Origin of the sequence: Streptomyces sp. NPDC048018 (genome assembly GCF_043202995.1) — a bacterium.
GTDB lineage: Bacteria > Actinomycetota > Actinomycetes > Streptomycetales > Streptomycetaceae > Streptomyces.
Genome location: NZ_JBIDBK010000001.1, coordinates 928,486 through 946,053, shown reverse-complemented (window position 1 = coordinate 946,053; position 17,568 = coordinate 928,486). Strand labels below are relative to the sequence as shown.

At 74.6% G+C, this 17,568-nt stretch carries 14 protein-coding genes; 8 read left to right on the top strand and 6 right to left on the bottom strand.

The annotated features are described in order from the left end of the window. Positions 1-157 precede the first annotated feature (157 nt). The 3 genes from ACGF1Z_RS04285 to ACGF1Z_RS04275 all read right to left on the bottom strand — a co-directional run bounded on the left by ACGF1Z_RS04285 (position 158) and on the right by ACGF1Z_RS04275 (position 2,726). Complete coding sequence (locus ACGF1Z_RS04285; protein ID WP_392999699.1) at positions 158-580, bottom strand: DUF350 domain-containing protein; 423 nt, start codon at positions 578-580, stop codon at positions 158-160. A gap of 123 nt (positions 581-703) precedes the next feature. Then, on the bottom strand, positions 704-1,321 hold the full coding sequence (locus ACGF1Z_RS04280; RefSeq protein WP_392999697.1) for an HdeD family acid-resistance protein: 618 nt from the start codon (positions 1,319-1,321) through the stop codon (positions 704-706). Between the two features lie 28 nt (positions 1,322-1,349). Then, on the bottom strand, positions 1,350-2,726 hold the full coding sequence (locus tag ACGF1Z_RS04275) for a dipeptidase (protein ID WP_392999695.1): 1,377 nt from the start codon (positions 2,724-2,726) through the stop codon (positions 1,350-1,352). Between the two features lie 185 nt (positions 2,727-2,911). Between ACGF1Z_RS04275 and ACGF1Z_RS04270 the strand changes: the two genes are divergently transcribed. The 3 genes from ACGF1Z_RS04270 to opcA all read left to right on the top strand — a co-directional run bounded on the left by ACGF1Z_RS04270 (position 2,912) and on the right by opcA (position 5,463). Then, positions 2,912-3,490, top strand: a complete 579-nt coding sequence (locus ACGF1Z_RS04270; RefSeq protein ID WP_392999693.1) for a DoxX family membrane protein — start codon at positions 2,912-2,914, stop codon at positions 3,488-3,490. A 4-nt stretch (positions 3,491-3,494) separates the two neighbouring features. After that, positions 3,495-4,424, top strand: a complete 930-nt coding sequence (locus ACGF1Z_RS04265) for an NADP-dependent oxidoreductase (RefSeq protein WP_392999691.1) — start codon at positions 3,495-3,497, stop codon at positions 4,422-4,424. A gap of 127 nt (positions 4,425-4,551) precedes the next feature. Next, on the top strand, positions 4,552-5,463 hold the full coding sequence (opcA, locus tag ACGF1Z_RS04260) for a glucose-6-phosphate dehydrogenase assembly protein OpcA (RefSeq protein WP_392999689.1): 912 nt from the start codon (positions 4,552-4,554) through the stop codon (positions 5,461-5,463). Positions 5,464-5,619: 156 nt separating this feature from the next. Here the strand turns inward: opcA and ACGF1Z_RS04255 are convergent, their stop codons facing one another. Beyond that, the gene (locus ACGF1Z_RS04255; protein ID WP_392999687.1) at positions 5,620-6,384 is read right to left on the bottom strand and encodes a class I SAM-dependent methyltransferase; all 765 of its coding nucleotides are present in this window, start codon (positions 6,382-6,384) and stop codon (positions 5,620-5,622) included. Then, positions 6,381-7,622, bottom strand: coding sequence for a cytochrome P450 (locus ACGF1Z_RS04250; RefSeq protein WP_392999685.1), 1,242 nt, complete (start codon positions 7,620-7,622; stop codon positions 6,381-6,383). The genes ACGF1Z_RS04255 and ACGF1Z_RS04250 overlap by 4 nt, the downstream gene beginning before the upstream one ends. Before the next feature lie 203 nt (positions 7,623-7,825). On the opposite strand from ACGF1Z_RS04250, the gene ACGF1Z_RS04245 reads away from it, so the two are divergent. Then, entirely contained in the window at positions 7,826-9,028 is a 1,203-nt protein-coding gene (locus ACGF1Z_RS04245) for a cytochrome P450 (RefSeq protein ID WP_392999683.1), read from the top strand. A gap of 183 nt (positions 9,029-9,211) precedes the next feature. Here ACGF1Z_RS04245 and ACGF1Z_RS04240 read toward each other — a convergent pair whose 3' ends face one another. Beyond that, positions 9,212-10,357 carry a winged helix DNA-binding domain-containing protein gene (locus tag ACGF1Z_RS04240; protein WP_392999681.1) on the bottom strand — a complete coding sequence of 382 codons (1,146 nt, stop codon included), beginning with the start codon at positions 10,355-10,357 and terminating at the stop codon, positions 9,212-9,214. A gap of 614 nt (positions 10,358-10,971) precedes the next feature. Here ACGF1Z_RS04240 and ACGF1Z_RS04235 point away from each other — a divergent pair. The 4 genes from ACGF1Z_RS04235 to ACGF1Z_RS04220 all read left to right on the top strand — a co-directional run bounded on the left by ACGF1Z_RS04235 (position 10,972) and on the right by ACGF1Z_RS04220 (position 17,534). Next, the gene (locus tag ACGF1Z_RS04235; protein ID WP_392999679.1) at positions 10,972-12,303 is read left to right on the top strand and encodes a glycosyltransferase; all 1,332 of its coding nucleotides are present in this window, start codon (positions 10,972-10,974) and stop codon (positions 12,301-12,303) included. Positions 12,304-12,451: 148 nt separating this feature from the next. Continuing rightward, positions 12,452-13,168, top strand: coding sequence for a DUF4232 domain-containing protein (locus ACGF1Z_RS04230; RefSeq protein ID WP_392999677.1), 717 nt, complete (start codon positions 12,452-12,454; stop codon positions 13,166-13,168). Between the two features lie 270 nt (positions 13,169-13,438). Then, a complete protein-coding gene (locus ACGF1Z_RS04225) occupies positions 13,439-14,206 on the top strand; it encodes an SDR family oxidoreductase (protein ID WP_392999675.1) in 768 nt (255 codons plus the stop codon). Positions 14,207-14,219: 13 nt separating this feature from the next. Then, on the top strand, positions 14,220-17,534 hold the full coding sequence (locus ACGF1Z_RS04220) for a BTAD domain-containing putative transcriptional regulator (RefSeq protein ID WP_392999673.1): 3,315 nt from the start codon (positions 14,220-14,222) through the stop codon (positions 17,532-17,534). Positions 17,535-17,568 lie beyond the last annotated feature (34 nt).

Sequence of the window (17,568 nt, the reverse complement as noted above, 5' to 3'; positions counted from 1 at the left end):
AGTGGCCGACGCCTGCACGCCTGCACGCCTGCGTGCCGGGCCGGTCGGCGTCGGACGCCCGCGGGCCGGCGATGCGGCCGGGGCGGCGCCGGCCGGAGGGGTCGGGGCGGCGCCGGGCAGGGTGTGCGGGCCGGCGCCCGGGGAGCCGGGCGTCCGGTCAGGCGATCGAGGCGGACATCACGGCCGCCACCGCGATGTTGCAGGAGGCCGTCACCCACACCGCCGGGTGCGGCTCCGGGTCGACGAGGGTCTTGCCCAGCTTGCCCGGGGTGACGAGGTCGACCACCCAGAACGCCACGGCCATCATCGCCAGGCCGAGCAGCCCGAACGCGGCCGTGGACACGAGGCCCTTGGCGAAGTCGTCGTACGTCGTCCAGATGGAGGTGAAGACGATGCCGCCTATGCCGAGGAGCGCGGAGCTCAGCAGCACCGCGGCGTTGCGGTTGCGGTCCTCCCAGATCTGGCGGCCGAGCTTGCCGGGCGTCAGGAGGTCGACGAGGACGATGCCGAGGATCAGCAGGACGACGCCGAGGGCGCCGTACGCCGCGGTCCGGCCGAGGCCGTTGACGATGTCGCTCATGGAATGCCGGCTCCGGGGGGAAAGTGATCGTGAACGATCGCGGTCAAGGACCGGCAAAATGTAGCGCAAGGCCCGCCCGGGCGGACCGGGCGGGCCTGAAGTGCGTGAACGGGTGCGTGCCGCTCAGGTGCCCGGTGGGATGAGCCTGGCCCGCGAGCGCACCATGAACGCGGTCACGATCTCGGCCACGCCCACCGCCACCAGCCAGATGCCGCCCAACAGGACGAGCACCTCCGCCGACTCGAGCGGCGAGACGATGAGCACCACACCGGCGAGCGCGCTGACGACGCCCAGGAAGACCTGCCAGCCGCGGGCCGGCATGGTCGGGTCGGAGGCGGCCGCCACCGTCTGCGTGATGCCCTGGAACAGCCAGCCGATGCCGATCCACAGCGCGAGCAGCAGCACCGACTGCATCGCGCCGCGGAAGCAGAACAGGCCCAGCAGGATCGACAGGGCGCCGCTGATGAAGGCCATGACCCGCAGCGAGGTCCGCATGTGCGTGCCGAAGGCCGCGACCAGGCGCATCACTCCGCTGACGAGCAGGTACAGACCGAACAGCACGCCGGCGACGGTCAGCGACTGCCCCGGCCACACCAGGACGAGCACGCCCATGACGAGGGCGACGAGGCCGGACAGCAGGAGGGCCTGCCAGGCCATGCCGGCCAGCATCCCGAGCGGCCCGGGCGGTACGTCCTCCGGCGAAGGGCGGTCGTACGGCACGTGGGGGTGTGTCTGTGCCATGGGGGTGTCCCCTTCTCTCCGCGCCCGTTCAGCGCGCGGTCGCGTAGGTGCTCAGGAACAGGGCCTCGGCGAGCGCCATGTTCTCGATCTCCGTCGGGTCGACGCTCTCGTTGGGCGCATGGATGAGACAGCCCGGCTCCTCGACCCCGATCAGGGCGATCTCCGCGTCGGGGAACTGCGCGCCGAGCACGTTGCACAGCGGGATCGAGCCGCCCTGCCCGGCCTGCACCATCTCCGTCCCGTACGCCTGCCGGAGCGCCGCGCCCAGCGCCCGGTAGGCCGGGCCGTCGGCGCGCGCCCGGAAGGGCTGGCCGGCGCTCTCCGGCTCGACCTCGACCCGTGCGCCCCAAGGCGCCGCGTCGATCAGATGCCCGGTGAGTGCGGCCCGCGCCTTCTCCGCGTCCGTGCCCGGCGGCACCCGGAGGCTGACCCGGGCCCGTACGGTCGCCTGGACGGCCGCCGACGAGCCCACCACGGGCGGGCAGTCGATGCCGAGGACCGTCACGGCGGGCCGGGCCCACAGCTCGTCGGCGACCGAGCCCGTACCGAGCAGGGACACGCCGTCGAGGGCGCCGACGTCGGCCCGGAACTGCTCGACGGGGTAGTCGACTCCGTCCCAGCCGCCGTCGCCGGCAAGGCCCTTGACGGTGGTGTTGCCGGCGTCGTCGCGCAGGCTGTCCAGGATCCGCACGAGGGCGGCGAGCGCGTCCGGGGCCGGACCGCCGAACATGCCGGAGTGCATCTCGCCCTTGAGCGTGGAGACGGTCACGACGACGTTGGCCAGTCCGCGCAGCGAGGTCGTCGCGGTGGGCAGGCCGAGCGCGAAGTTGCCGGTGTCGCAGATCAACAGCGCGTCCGCGGAGAAGAGTTCGGGATGCTGCGGCACCAACCGTTCCAGTCCGCCGGTGCCCTGCTCCTCGGATCCCTCCGCCACGAACTTCAGGTTCACCGGGAAGCCCCTGCCCTCGGGGCCGCCCAGCGCCCGCAGGGCCGTCAGATGCATGGCGATGTTGCCCTTGCAGTCGGCGGTGCCGCGCCCGTACCAGCGCCCGTCGCGCTCGGTCAGTTCGAAGGGCGGGGTCCGCCAGGCCGCGTCGTCGAGCGGCGGCTGCACGTCGTAGTGGCAGTACAGGAGCACGGTGGGCGCGCCCTCGGGGCCGGGGGCGTGCCCGACCACCGCGTCCGTGCCGTCCGGGGTGGTCACCCGGCGCATGTCCCGGAGCCCGGCGTCCGTGAAGGCCCGGACGAGGAAGTCCGCCGCCGCGGCGCACTCCTCCGGGGGGAACTGGCGAGGGTCGGCGACCGAACGCATGGCCACCAGCGCCGTCAGGTCCTCCTTGGCCCGGGGCATCAGCTCCCGGATCCTCGCGCGCAGGGCCGCGGTCTCCCCGGCATCGGCGGTCATGCCTCACCACTCTCGTCGGCCGTCACCAGCGCTCTCACTAAAGCAACAGCCGACGAACGCCGCAAAAGATGACCTGTTCGGACGAACAACGCATCAGGTCGCACGCCCGTGCGGAGCAGAGTGGACGGAGAAGACCTGTCGAGGGCGCGTGCACCCGCCGCGCCCGCGTCCTTACGGGAGTACCCATGACCGCTCTCAACCGCCGCGACCTCGGGCTGCTCGCGCTGCGGGTCGGCACCGGCGCCGTGCTCGTCGCGCACGGGGCCCAGAAGCTCTTCGGCTGGTTCGGCGGTGGCGGCATCGAGGGCACCACCCAGGCGATGGAGGCCATGGGCTTCTCGCCCGGCCGGGAGAGCGCCGTCGCCGCGGGACTCGGTGAGGCGGGCGGCGGCGCCCTGCTCGCCCTCGGCCTCGCCACCCCGGCGGCCGGCGCCGCCGCCGCGGGCGCCATGGCCGGCGCGGTCGCCGTGCACCTGCCGGCCGGCTTCTTCGCCATGGCCGGCGGCTACGAGTACCCCGCCTTCCTCGGCTTCACCGCCGCCGCCCTCGGCATCGCCGGAGCCGGCCGCTACTCCCTCGACCACGCCACCGGGCACGTCCTCGACCAGCCCTGGGTGGTCGCCACGGCCTTCGTCGGCAGCGCCCTCGCCGCCGCGGCCGTCGTCGGCCGCCGCGCCGACGCCATCGCCGAGGCCGAACCCGGCCCGTCCGGGCGCGAGGAGCCCGAGCCCGAGCACGGCAGTGCCCGCGGATCGGAGGGGTGACCCCGTGAAGGCGATCGCACTCCCCGAGTACGGCGGTCCCGAGAACCTGACGCTCGTGGACCTGGCCGATCCCAAGGTCGCGCCCGGCGAGGTCCTGGTGCAGGTCGAGGCCGCCGGGGTCAACCCCGTCGACTGGAAGCTCGCGGCCGGCGGGCTCGACCCGATCATGGTCGCCCACTTCCCGATGATCCCCGGCTGGGACGTCGCCGGGGTCGTCGCCCGCAACGGCCTGGACGCCACCGAATTCGCCCCCGGCGACGAGGTGTTCGGCTACATCCGCAAGGACAGCGCCGAGCACGGCGCCTACGCGGAGCAGGTGTCCGTCCCCGTCCGCATGCTCGCCCGCAAGCCCCGCGCGCTGAGCTGGGCGCAGACCGCGGGCCTTCCGCTCGCCGGCCTCACCGCCCTGCAGTCCGCCGACCGGGTCGGCGCGGGCGCCGGCGACACCGTGCTCGTGCACGCCGCCGCCGGGGGAGTCGGCTCCCTCGCCACCCAGATCCTGGTGGCCCGCGGTGCCCGGGTCATCGGCACCGCGAGTCCCGCGAACCACGAGTTCCTGCGCGGTCTGGGCGCCGAACCCGTCGCGTACGGGTCCGGCCTCGCCGAGCGCGTCCGTGAGCTCGCCCCGGACGGGGTGGACGTCGCGCTGGACTTCGTCGGCGGCGAGTCCGTCGACGTCTCCGTCGACCTGCTGCGCTCGCCGCAACGGCTCGCCTCCATCGCCGACCACCGGGCCGCGGCCCTCGGCGGACACTACGTCTGGGTACGGCCCGACGGCGCCGGACTGTCGACGCTGGCCGCGCTCGCCGACGAGGGCCGGCTCACCGTCTTCGTCGAGAAGGTGCTGCCTCTGCGGGAGGCCGCCGAGGCCTGGCGCCTCAACAGCGAGGGCCACACCCGCGGCAAGCTCGTCCTGGCCGTCGGCGAACACTGACCCGGCGTGCCGCGCACCCGATGCCGCGATACTGAGCGGGAAGATCCGGAGCCGATCCGGTGCTACGGGGAGAGCAGGGGGAGAGCCGCGACATGCGCGCACGCGACGGAAGGAACCGGTGCCGGTCATGAAGATCGACCTCACGGACACCAACTCCAGCAAGATCAACAAGGCCATCCTCGAAGCCCGCCGCGCCGTCGGCACCCCTGCCGTCGGCATGGTCCTCACCCTCGTCGTCGTCACCGACGAGGAGAACGCCTACGACTCCGTGAAGGCCGCCAACGAGGCCTCCCGCGAACACCCCGCGCGCACCCTGGTCGTCATCAAGCGCCACACCCGCTCCCCGCGCGCCCGCAACGACGCCCGGCTCGACGCCGAGGTGCGCGTCGGCACCGACGCGGGCGCCGGCGAGACCGTGCTCCTCCGGCTGCACGGGGAGGTCGCCCGGCGCGCCGACTCCGTCGTCCTGCCCCTGCTGCTCCCGGACGCGCCGGTCGTCGTGTGGTGGCCCGTCGACGCCCCGGAGGTGCCCTCCAAGGACCCGCTCGGCGCCCTCGCCCAGCGCCGGATCACCGACGCGTACGCCGTCGAGGACCCGATCCGCGCCCTCGCCGTCCGCGCCGCCTCGTACGCGCCCGGCGACACCGACCTCGCCTGGACGCGGCTCACCCCCTGGCGCTCCCTGCTCGCCGCCGCGCTCGACCAGGCCCCCACGACGGTGATCTCGGCCGCCGTCGAGAGCGAGGCGGAGAACCCGAGCGCGGAGCTCCTCGCCCGCTGGTTCGGCGACCGCCTCGACGTCCCCGTGGAACGGGTCGTCACCGACGGCCCGGTCGTCACGGCCGTCCGCCTGGGCACGCCGGACGGCGAGATCCGCATCGACCGCCCGGAGGGCCCGGTGGCCCACCTCGCCATCCCGGGCCAGCCGAGCCGCGTCATGGCCCTCAAGGTCCGCACCACCGCCGAACTCATCGCCGAGGAACTCCGCCGCCTCGACCCGGACGAGGCGTACGCGGCGGCGCTGCGGTACGGGCACTAGCGGGCGGACCGGCGGGCGTCGGGCGTACGTGTCGCGGCAAGCGGCAAGCGGCAAGCGGCAAGCGGCCGGACTCAAGCAACCGGTGGCGGGCGGGAGTCGGGAGGGGCGGGCGGCCTGGGGCGGGCCCGTACCGTCTCCGGCCGCCCGCCCGCCCGGTCAGTCCACGCGCCGGAAGACCATCACGAAGTCCGCCATCTCGCGGACCCGGGGCACCTCCGGGTCCGGGAGGGCCCGCAGGCGCGCGCAGGCCGCCGCCACCAGCGGCAGGTCCTCGTCACGGACCTGCCAGGCCCCGGTGAAGAGACGGCCGCCCGCGATCGTGTCGGCCATCCCGGCGGGCGACACCCGGAAGACCGTGGGGCGTTCGCCCGCCGGACCCTCGTAGCGCAGCCCGCGTTCGGCAGCCAGGGGGGCGAGCAGGTCCGGGCCGTCCCGGCGGGTGTGCCCGGGGTCGATCCGGTCCTCCAGCTCGTTGACGATGCGGCCGATGTCGTCCGTGGGACGCATGCCCCGGGCCGGGATCACGAGATAGCGGCCCCCCGGCCGCAGCACCCGCGCCACCTCGGAGAAGACCGCCCGCGGGTCGGGCCCGGCGTGCAGCAGCCAGGTGGACACGGCCTGCGCCACCGACGCCGTCCGCAGGGGCAGCCGGCCCGCGTCCCCGACCGCGACCCGGGCCCCGAGCCGCTGCCGGGCGTGCGCGAGCATCCCGGGGGACAGGTCGATCCCGCAGACCCGGTGGCCCCGGGCGGTCAGTTCGGCCGCCACGATGCCCGTACCGACGCCGATGTCGAGCACCGGCTCGGTCGGGTCGAGCAGCGGCGCGAGCTGCTCGGCGAAGACCGCCGCCCTGGCGGTGCCGCCGCGGGAGGCGTCGTAGGTGGGGGCGATCGCGTCGAACGCGGCCCGCGCCCCGCTCACGCGGTCCCGCTCGCGGCCACCGGCGTGAAGCTGACCGGCAGCGTCGCCATCCCGCGCAGGATGCCCTCGCGTCGGCTCAGGTCCTCGTCCGGGTCGGTGAGCCGCAGGTCGGGGAAGCGGCGCAGCAGGGTGCCCAGCGCGATCCGCGCCTCGGTGCGGGCGAGCGGCGCGCCCAGGCAGAAGTGCATTCCGTGGCCGAAAGCCAACTGCTGCGGCATCTCGCGCCGGGCCACGTCGAGGATGTCGGGCCTGTCGAAGCGCCCCGGGTCCCGGTTGGCGGCGGCGAGACCGATGATGATCATCTCCCCGGCCGGGATGCTGACGCCGCCGATCTCGTACGTGTCCACGGTGAACCGCGCGACCCCGCGGCTCACCGGGCCCTCGTAGCGCAGGAGTTCCTCGATCGCCCCGGGCAGCAGTTCCGGGTCGGCGCGCAGCGCGGCGAGCTGGTCCGGATGGCGCAGCAGCGCGTGCAGGCCGTTGGCGATGAGGCCGGCCGTGGTCTCGTGACCGGCGAGCGTCAGCAGGATCGCCATCGCGGTCAGCTCGCGGTCGCTGATCCTCTCCTCGGCCTGCGCCGCGCACAGCGCGCTGAGCAGGTCGTCCCGCGGCTCCTTCTTCCGCAGGGCGATCAACGGCTCGTAGAACTCGGTGAGTTCGGCGCGCGCCCGGGCACCCTTGGCGAGCCGCTCGGGGGTGTTGGGCGGCATGATGAGCCCGACCGCGAGCCTGGCGAAGTCCGGCTGGCCCTCGGCCGGGATCCCGATGAGGTCGCTCAGCACCGCCATCGGCAGCGGCAGGGCGAACTCGGCCACCAGATCCGCCGTTCCCCGCCCGGCGAAGGCGTCGGCGAAGGCGTCCGCGTGTTCCTGGATCCGCGGGACGAGTGCCTCGATCCGGCGCGCGGTGAAGGCCTTGGAGACCAGGTTGCGCAGCCGCGTGTGGTCCGGTCCGTCCGCCACCAGCATGCTCGCCATGAGGACGTTGGTGCGCTCCTGGTGGGCCATCTCCTCGGCGAGGCCGTTGACCCCCGCCGGACTGCTGCTGAGCCGGGGGTCGGTGAGTGCCGCCACCGCCTCGTCGTAGCCCGTGACCATCCAGACTTCAAGGGTGGGATTCAGCCGAACCCGCTGTACCACCCCGTGCTCCCGGATCCGCTCGAACAGCGGGTAGGGGTCGGGCTGTTGAGCGACGTTCAGCGGCACGTCATGGACGATGGCCTGACCTTGATCCGACATCCGCTACTCCCCGTGAGCGTTCGAAAGATCTGTGGCAGGTAGTCATACCAGCCACCGAAGTTGCGTGGTAGCGTCACCGGCCATCGGCACGCAGAATTGCCCGCGGAGCACCGTCGCCCACCGGCGAAACGTTTGCTCCGCACCGCTCAACCGCAAGCATTTACGGCCTCAACCAGGCCTCACTGCGCAGGGGGAGACGATTCGTGGCACAGGTCGACCAGACGGCTCCGGCCGATCCGATCAAGGATCTGGCCCGTCCCGGCATCCTGCCCGACCCCTATCCGGCATATGCCGCATTGCGCGAAAGTACCCCCCTCTTCTGGCATGAACCGCTCGGCTCCTGGGTGCTCACCCGGCACGCCGACTGCCTCGCCGTCCTCACCGACAGCACCCGCTTCGCCTCCGACTGGCGCCGCGCCGGCGAGGACGTCCCGGCGCCACTGCTCAGCGTCCAGACCCTCGACCCGCCCGAGCACACCGCGATCCGGCACCTGCTGCTCGACGGTTTCCGCGCCCAGGACCGGCACGCCCTCCACGAGCGCCTCGACCACGAGGTCAAGGAGCTCCTCGGCGACCTCGCAGCACGCCCTTCCTTCGACCTCGTCGGCGAGCTCGCCGAACCCCTCGCGCTGCGCTTCGTCACCGCCTTCCTCGGCGTACCCGCCCCCGAGCCGGACTGGTTCGTGCCCATGTCCCGCACCGTCGTCGACGGCATGGACGCCGGTCTGTGGCCGGAGAAGCACGAACCCGCCGTCGCCGCCCGCGCCGTACTCGCCGCCTACGCCGGCGGCTGGCTCGCCGACCCGCCCCCGACCGGCCTCATCGCCTACGTCGCCGCCCACGCCGACGACAGCGGCGTCGACCCCGCGGTCCTGCGCAACAGCCTCCGCGCCGTACTCCACGCCGGCTACGAATCGGCCTCCCGCCTCCTCGGCAACGCCGCCAGAGCCCTGCTCACCACCCCGGGCGCACTCGCCGCCTTCCGCGCGGCCGGTCCCGCCACCGCCGTCGACGAACTCGTCCGCATCGACGCACCCGTCCAGGCCGACGCCCGCGTCTGCGTGACCGACACCGAACTCGGCGGCGTCACGATCAGGGCGGGCGACCCCGTGACGCTGCTCCTCGGCGCGGCGAACCACGATCCGCTCCGCTTCGCCCACCCCACCGAGCTGCGACTCGACCGCGCCCCGAACCCCCACCTCGGGTTCGGCCGCGGGGCCCATGCCTGCCTGGGCGCGTCCATGGCGATCCGGCTCGCCGGATCGGTCCTCGGGACCCTCGCCACGGACCACCCCGGCGCACGGGCGGTCGCGGAACCACACCACCGGCGCAATCTCACCCTCCGCGGCCTCGACCGCTTCGAGGTGACGCTGCGCCCCACCACGGGGGAGGAGGTCAGGACATGAAGTACTGGCACTGAGCCCAGTCGTGTGATGCCCGCGCCCTCACCGGGGGAGGAGGTACGGACATGAAGTACTGGCACTGATCCCGAGCACCGCGATGCCCGCCCGGGGGGCGGGCAGGGCGGCACGAACCGGGGCCTCCGCGCGCGCACGGTAGGCGCGGAGGCCTCCGGTCACGTCCGGCGGTCAGCCCCGGCCCGGCAGCAGGCGGACCCGCCCGGCCGGCAGCTTCGCCCACCAGTGGGCGTACCGCCGGTACAGCCGGGGATCGCGCCCGCCGAGCAGGGCGTACAGCCCCTCGGCCTCCTCGGCGAGCCCCTCCCACACCGGCTCCGGCAGCTCGTGGAAGGCCGTCGCCTCGATCCCGCCCTCGGCCGGCCGCCACACGCCCGCCACCTCGCCGTCCACGAGCAGCGTCGGCAGCACGTCGCCGTTGACGCGGATCACGACCCGCCGGTACGCGGGCGGTATCACCCGGCTCCGGTCCGCGTACGCGAGCAGCACGCTGTCCCACATCCCCAGCAGCCGCGGCGGCGCCGGCGTGTCAGCGGCCGGCCGCGGAGCCCCGGGCAGATCGAACAGCTCCGTTCCGTCCGTCCCTTCCAGCCGCTCCACGACATCGCCCAGCCCGGCCAACACCCGCCGGATCGGCGCCCGTTGCACCATGGCGAACTGCGCCATGTCCGCCACCGACGCCGGCCCGAAGCCCGCCAGATACCGCAGGAGCAGATGCCGCAGCGCCTCCGGCGGCACCTCGCGGCCCCCCGGCACGGCACCCTCGTCCCCGGCCACGTACGACGGGCGCTCGCCGAACGCCCAGGGCCCGCCCGTCGGATGATGATGCAACGGCGCGTAACCGCGAAGACCCCACCAGGCGTCGTCCCGCCGGTCCGCCCCGACCCGCTCCTCCAGCCACCCCTTCATCTCCGCGCTGCCGCGCGGCACCCCGGCGAACCGGAGCAGCCCGGGCAGCAGCTCCTCCGCGTCGGACGGCCTCAGGCCGCTCGCCGCGAACCGGAAGCCGAGTCGGGAGGCGTACAGCGTCTGCTGCATCGCCTGCCGGAAGACCCGGTAGTCCTCGCCGTGCACCGCGTGCAGCGTGATCCGCATCAGCGTCGCCTTCACGACCTCGCGCCGCCCGAGGACGGCGTCCGCCTCGGCCGGGTCGAACCCCGCGAGCCGGTTCCACAGGGCGACGTACGGCGACCCCGGATGCTGCGCCTGCAGCGCGACGACCCGCCGCACCCCCTCCGCGACCCCCATCGGGGCACGCTCCAGGAGCAGCTGACGGCAGAGGGTGGCCCGGTTGAGCTCGCGCGCGGTGATCCTCACACCGACGATTCTCACCGGTCAGCGGTCGCCGACCTACAACGCCCCCCGCAGCCCAGGGTGTCCGGACCCCGCCGGCACACGGAACCGGCACACGGAACCGGCACGCCGACCGGTCGACGAGCACCTGCCCCGTCAGCTCGGCCATTCGCGCGTGCGGAACGAGGCCCGGCGGGCCATGGAAAAGGCCGTGCCTGGTGTTCTCGACGACATGCCCCATCCGCCCGGGGCGTCGTCGCTCCAGGCGGATGGGCCGCGGGCCCCCGGCCTGGTGCGAGCCGTTCGGCGTAGGTGGTTGTGGCTCGTGCGTGCCCGCCGGGGTGGTTCGAGCGATGTGGGGGTGCGGGGCCTGCTCGATGCCGGCGCTGGTTGATGCCAGGAGAAAGCGCGGCGCCAGGCCCGCTTCTGGGGGCTGCTCGACGCGCCGTCGGGCGTGGACCCTTTGAGCGTGCGTTCCCGCAGGTCGTACGCTCGCCACGCGCGTCGTCCGGGCGCCCGGACGGAATCGCGCCACCGCTGCACGACGACCGCACCAGGATCGCGGCACAACCGCACGACCACCGCATCACGACGTCAAGACGGCCGCACAACGGCCGCACCCCGGGGGGAACTTCACGATGGCCAGGATTCTCGTCGCCGCCACGCCCGTGGCCGGACACCACGGCCCGCTGCTCCAGATCGCCGCCCATCTGTCGCGGCTCGGCCACGACGTCACCTTCCTCGGCGGGGCGCGCTTCGCCGGGCAGGTCCGGTCCGCCGGGCCCGCCTTCCGCGCGCTGCCCGCCGAGGCGGACTACGACGACCGCGACTTCTCCGCCCGCTTCCCCGAGCGCGACGGCATCCCGGCCGGGCCCGCCCAGATCATGTGGGACGTCCAGCACGTCTTCGGCGATCCGACGGCCGCTCAGTTCCGCGCCCTGAAGAACGTCCTGGCGGAGTTCCCGGCGACCGCCGTTCTCCACGACAACCTCTTCTTCGGCGGTGTGGCCCTCGCCCTCGCCGACGAGCCGGGCCGGCGGCCGGCCGTGTTCAGCGTGGGCATCTCGCCCCTCGGCATCGAGAGCCGTGACACCGCGCCGCACATGCTCGGCCTGCTGCCGCCCGCCGACGCGGCCCAGCGCGAGCAGTACGCGGCCATCGCCGCCCGGATGGCCGAACAGCGCGCCCCGCTCGACGCGTACCTGCGCGGCTGCTTCGCCCAGGCCGGCGTCACCCTGCCCGCCCGGCGTCTCGGACGCGACCTGGTGGAGGCCGCGGACGCCTTCCTGCAGCTCACGGTCCCGGGCTTCGAGTACCCGCGCGGTGACCTTCCGGCGAGCGTGCGGTTCGTCGGCGCCATCCCGATCCCGGCCGCCGAGGGCCAGGAGGCGCCCGGCTGGTGGCCCGACCTCGTCCGCGCCCGCGCCGAGGGCCGGCGGGTCGTCGTGGTCACCCAGGGCACCCTCGCCAACACCGGCCTCGACCGCCTCGTCATCCCCACCGTGCGCGCCCTCGCCGACCGGGACGACGTCCTCGTGGTGGCCGCCACCGGGCGCTCCGACGCCTCCGCGCAGTTCGCCGCCCATCTGCCCGAGATCCCCGGCAACGCCGTCGTCGCTGGCTACGTGCCCTTCGCCGACCTCCTTCCCCTCGCCGACCTCCTCGTCACCAACGGCGGTTACGGCGGCACCCAGGCCGCCCTCGCCCACGGCGTCCCCCTCGTCGTGGGCGGCGACACCGAGGACAAGCCCGAGGTCGCCGCCCGCGTCGAATGGACCGGCACCGGGGTCAACCTCCGCACCGCCGACCCCTCCGACGACGCCCTCCGCGCCGCCGTCGACACCGTCCTCGGCACCCCCTCCTTCAGCGAGCGGGCCGCGGAGCTGGCGAAGGAGTACGCCGCGCACGACGCGCTCGCCCTGATCGACCAGCTGGTCAGCGCCACGGACGCACGGACCGTGGCGCGCTGAGCCGTGGCGCGGGGGAGCGGCCGCGGCCGCTCCCCCCGGCGCTGTGGTGAATCCGGCGAGAGACTGTCATGAAGTCGTGAAACTTCTTGGGGACGATACTGGTCAGCCCAGTGCGCCACGTACTTCACAGACTCGGGGGAACACCACCATGAGCACCGTTCGCAGAGCCGCCGCCCTCGCCGCCGCCGCGGCCGTCTCCAGCCTCGCCCTCACCGCCTGCGGACCCTCCGAGGACGGTGCCGCCGGGGCGCCGACGGCACCGGCCACGCCGACGAAGTCCGCGGCGCCCACGCCGTCGGCGAAGCCGACCTCGACGCCGGGCAAGGGCACGACGGGCGGCTCCACCGGTGGCTCGACGGGCGGGACCAGCGGTGGCTCGACGGGCGGCTCCGCCGGGGGCTCGACGGGCGGGGCCACCGGGGGCAGCGGCGGTCCGACCGACCCCGACTACGACGTGTTCCCGTGCAGCACCTTCGACGTGACCTTCACCGCGAGCCTGGCCGAACCCACGACCAGCAGCTATCTGCTGAAGATCACCAACAAGAGCGGCAAGCCGTGCAAGGCGCTCGGGCACCCCGTCGTGACCTTCGGCGACCTCGACGGCCAGGCCACCGAGCGCGGCAAGGCGCCCGACATCGAGAAGGCGATCCGGCTCGCGCCGGGCGAGTCCGCGTACGCCGGGCTCATGGGCGGTGCCAAGGACGGCAAGGGCAAGACCGTCAACTCGATCGCCCTGACCATGAGCACCGAGTCCGACCTGGAGCAGAAGCCCCTCAAGGCCTCCACTCCCGGCTTCAACGTCTCGCCCACCACCAACTCCGTCACCGCCTGGATGACCAACGCGGAGGACGCACTGAGCCTGTGACCGGCCCGCGCGCCACGGCACACTGCTGGCCGGCGCCAGGCCGCCGGGCCCCGGACCGTCTCGTACGGCCCGGGGCCCGGCCGTTCCCCCTCCTCGTCGACGCGAGCGGCGGCGCCAGGCGGCGCGTGGCGGTGAGCCGTGGTGAGCGGGTGGGGAGTCGTGGTGAGCAGCGGTGAGCGGACGGTGAGTCCCCGGTGAGCGGCGCCGACCAGCATGAGGACATCGCCGGGTCCCACCCACGGGATCCGCACCATGCAGAGGGGCAACGACATGACGCAGCTGACCGGCAGGACCGCACTGGTGACCGGAGCGTCGCGGGGCATCGGCCGGGCGGTGGCCCTGCGGCTCGCGGCCGATGGGGCGTTCGTCGTGGTGCACTACGGAGGCGACGCCGCGGCCGCACGGGACACCGTCGCGCGGATCGTGGACGACGGCGGTCGCGCCGTCGCGGTGGGCGCGCGCTTCGGTGAGGCCGGGGCGGTCGACCGGCTCTTCGAGGGGATGGCCGCTCAGGGCGTGCGCGACCTCGACATCCTCGTCAACAACGCCGGTATCGGCTCGGGTTCCCCGATCGGCGAGGTCACGCCGGAGGAGTTCGCCCGGCTCATGGACGTCAACGTCACCACGCCCTTCTTCGTGATCCAGCGTGCCCTGCCCCTGCTGAACGACGGTGGCCGCATCATCAACATGGGCTCGACGGCCAGCCGGTTCGCGGTCGCCACCCAGATCGGATACACCGTCAGCAAGGCCGCTCTGGAGGCGATGGGACCTTCGCTCGCCAACGAGCTGGGCCGGCGCGGCATCACGGTCAACACCGTTGCCCCAGGGGCCGTTCGCACGGACATGACCGCCGGATACACGGCGGTTCCCGAGGTGGTCGCGGGCCTTGAGGCCATCACCGCCCTCGGCCGCATCGGCGAGCCGGAGGACATCGCCGACGTGGTGGGGTTCCTGGCCGGACCGCAGGGCCGCTGGGTGACGGGTCAGACCGTCGACGTCTCGGGCGGCACCTACCTCGGGCCGCTCGCCGCGTCATGATCTAATCGCCGGAATGCGGTTCGGAATCCTCGGAGACACCCAGGCCTGGCACGGCGACGGCACCGAGGTGCCGCTGGGCGGCCCCGCGCGCCGCGCCCTGCTGGCGCTCCTGCTGGTCCGCCCCGGCTCGGTCGTGCCGGCCGACCGCCTCGCCGACGAGATCGAGCCGGGCGGCACGGTGTCCGCACACGCCGTCCAGTCCCAGGTCTCCCGGCTGCGCGCGGTCCTCCCGGCCGGAGCCACCATCGAACGGGTCGGCGCCGGCTACCGGTTGGTGCTCGACGCCGGAGGGGCCGGGCAGGGCGGGGGCGTCGCGGAGGACGGGGGAGTCGGGGTAGCCGGGCGAAGCCGAGCAACCGGGGTCGCCGCGGGAGCAGGGGAACCCGGGGGAGGGGATCCGGCCCCCCATGCCGACGCCGCCGCGGGTGCCGTAGCCGCCGCGGGAGCCTCCGCCGTCGCGGGCGCCGAGGAGCCGTCGGCGGCTGAAGAGGCCGTGGACGCCGTGCGGTTCGAACGGCTGGCCGCCGAGGGGCGCACGGCCCTGCGGGACGGCGACCCCGTACGCGCGGCGGAGCTGCTGCGGGAGGCACTCGGCCTCTGGCGGGGTCCCGCGTTCGCCGGGCTGCCCGACAGCGACTCGGCCCGCGCGGCCGCCGCGCGCCTGGAGGAGCTGCGACTCGCCGCCCTGGAGGACCGGATCGAGGCCGAGCTGCGCTCGGGCGAGCCCCGGGCCCTCGTACCGGAACTGCGTGAGCTGGTCGGCGCGCATCCGCTGCGCGAACGGCTCGCCGCCCTGCTGATCCGGGCCCTGTTCGCCCAGGGCGGCCAGGCCGAGGCACTCCTGGTGTACGAGGAGACCCGACGGCACCTCGCCGACGAACTCGGTGCCGACCCGTCCGCCGAACTGGTCTCGCTGCACACCGAGTTGCTGAGCGCGGCCACCGTACCCGCGCCCGCCGAACCCCCCGCGCCCCTCACCAGCTTCGTCGGCCGCGACACCGAGACCGCCGACGTGGCCGCGCTGCTGCGCACGGCCCGCCTGGTCTGTCTGACCGGCCCCGGCGGGGTCGGCAAGACCCGGCTATCGGCAGAGGTCGCCCGGGCGGCCTCTGCGGCCGGTGACGACGTGTGCTTCGTCGAACTGGCCGCGCTCCGCGACGGATCCGGCACGGCGCAGGTGCTGCTCAGCGCGCTCGGACTGCGGGAGAGCGGCCTCCAGGCGGCGGGCGGCCCGCAGACACCGCTCGACCGCCTGATCACGGCGCTGTCGGACCGCCCGCTCCTCGTCGTCCTGGACAACTGCGAGCACGTCGTCGACGAGGCCGCCGCCCTGGCGGCACGGCTGCTCACGGCCTGTCCCCGGCTGCGGGTGCTCGCCACCAGCCGGGAGCCGCTGGGGGTCATCGGCGAGCACGTCTGGCAGGTCCGCCCGCTGGACGAGGACGCGGCGGTACGGCTCTTCGAGGACCGGGCTCGCGCCGTACGCCGGGGGCCCGCGCCCGATCCGGGGGCCGTACGGCGCATCTGCTCCGCCCTCGACGGGCTGCCGCTGGCGATCGAACTCGTGGCGGCGCGACTGCGCACCCTGGAGTTCGCCGAACTGGCCGGTCGCCTGGACGACCTGCTCGCCGTCACGTCTCGCGGCAGCCGCGGAGTCGAGGAGCGGCACCGGACGCTGCGCTCGGTGGTCGCCTGGAGCTGGGATCTGCTGTCGGCGGACGAACAGCGCGCGGCACGCCGTTTCGCCGTCTTCGCGGGCGGCGCGACGCCGGCGTCCGCCCGCGAGGTCTGCGGGATGGACGGCGACACCTTGGAGTCGCTGGTCGACAAGTCGCTTCTGGAGGGCGTCGGCGTCGGCCGCTACCGCATGCTGGAGACGGTCCGCGCCTACGCCGCCGAGCGCCTGCACGAGGCGGGGGAGGACGGGACGACCCGACGGCTGCACGCCGCCCACGTCCTTCACCTCTTCGACGAAGCCGGCCCCCGCCTGCTCGGATCCGCCCAGCTGGAGTGGCTGCCGCGCGTCGCGGCCGAGGACGACAACCTGGCCGCGGCGCTGCGCGGGGCGCTGGACGCGCACGACACCGGCACTGCGCTGCGGCTGCTCGCCTCGGCCGCGACCTCGCTGTGGATCCGGGGAGCGTCGGCCACGGCCGCGGCCCACGCGACCGCCGTGCTCGACGCGCTCGGCCGCGCCGTCATCGACGATGTCGTGCTCGGGGAAGGCACCGAGGACGTGGCCCAAGGCATCGCCGGGGACGTGTCGGAAGGCATTGCCGGGGACGTCTCGGAAGGCATCGCCGAAAACGTGTCCGGAGACGTGGCCGGAGGTGTGGCGGCCGGGGGCGTCGCGATCGGGCACGTCGCCGGGAACACGGCAGAGGAGACCGCGGCCGGTGACGCGGCTCCTCGCCGTCTCGCCGAGGAGTACGCCGTCTGTGTGCTGCTCGCCGCGGCCGCCCCCGCCCCCGCCGGGCAGACGGTGTGGCGGCGTCACCGTGCCGCGGCCCAGCGGGCGTTGGGGACCGTCTGGCCCGGAGACCGGGCCGGCCGGCACCCTGCCGCCCTGCTGCAGTGGATGATGCGGAACGCCGGTGAGCCCGACCCGGAGGCCGCCTTCGCCCTCGTGTCCGCCCAGCACGCCTGCCCCGATCCGTGGGCGCGCGCCGTCGCCGCGTACGTGGCCGGGTACGGGCCGCTGAGGGGCCGCGACACCGAGCGCGCCGCACACGCCTTCCGTACCGCCGTCGAACGCTTCGACGCCCTGGGCGACCGCTGGGGCGCGGCGCTGGCCCTGGACGCGCTCGCCGGTCTCTCGGCGGCGCGCGGCGACAGCGCGGAGGCGGTGGCGCTGACCGACCGCGCCCTCGCCCTCACCCGCGAGCTCGGTGCCCGCGAGGACTCCGCCGACCTCCTGGTCAACCGGGGCGACCAGCACCTCGCCCGGGACCCCGGGCAGGCGCGGGCCGACTACGCCGAGGCCGCGGCCCTCGCCCGCGCCGGCGGCAGCACCGCCGGGCTCGGCGCGGCGCTCCGCGGGCTCGGCGACCTCGCCCTCCTCGACGGCGACCTGGACGAGGCGCGACGGCTGTACACCGAGGCGCTCGAACGGATCGACCCGCACTGGGTCAAGAGCCTGGGCAACCGGGTGTGCGCCCTGGCCGGCCTCGGCCGGGTCGCCGACGCCCGGGGCGACCACGCCGCAGCCGGCGACCACTACCGCCGGGCCGCCGCCTGCGTGGCGGGACTCGGCCCCCGTGTCCCGGACACGCTCCGCCTGATGGGCCTGCCGGCGGCCACCGTCGAGGCGGTGCTGCGCGCGGGGTGAGCGAGGGCGGCACCGGCCGCTCACCGGGGCGGTG

Bases quoted from the DNA above. Each gene is read 5' to 3' on its own strand.
- ACGF1Z_RS04285 (WP_392999699.1), bottom strand. From the start codon at position 580: ATGAGCGACATCGTCAACGGCCTCGGCCGGACCGCGGCGTACGGCGCC.
- ACGF1Z_RS04280 (WP_392999697.1), bottom strand. From the start codon at position 1,321: ATGGCACAGACACACCCCCACGTGCCGTACGACCGCCCTTCGCCGGAG.
- ACGF1Z_RS04275 (WP_392999695.1), bottom strand. From the start codon at position 2,726: ATGACCGCCGATGCCGGGGAGACCGCGGCCCTGCGCGCGAGGATCCGG.
- ACGF1Z_RS04270 (WP_392999693.1), top strand. From the start codon at position 2,912: ATGACCGCTCTCAACCGCCGCGACCTCGGGCTGCTCGCGCTGCGGGTC.
- opcA (WP_392999689.1), top strand. From the start codon at position 4,552: ATGAAGATCGACCTCACGGACACCAACTCCAGCAAGATCAACAAGGCC.
- ACGF1Z_RS04250 (WP_392999685.1), bottom strand. From the start codon at position 7,622: ATGTCGGATCAAGGTCAGGCCATCGTCCATGACGTGCCGCTGAACGTC.
- ACGF1Z_RS04235 (WP_392999679.1), top strand. From the start codon at position 10,972: ATGGCCAGGATTCTCGTCGCCGCCACGCCCGTGGCCGGACACCACGGC.
- ACGF1Z_RS04230 (WP_392999677.1), top strand. From the start codon at position 12,452: ATGAGCACCGTTCGCAGAGCCGCCGCCCTCGCCGCCGCCGCGGCCGTC.
- ACGF1Z_RS04225 (WP_392999675.1), top strand. From the start codon at position 13,439: ATGACGCAGCTGACCGGCAGGACCGCACTGGTGACCGGAGCGTCGCGG.
- ACGF1Z_RS04220 (WP_392999673.1), top strand. From the start codon at position 14,220: ATGCGGTTCGGAATCCTCGGAGACACCCAGGCCTGGCACGGCGACGGC.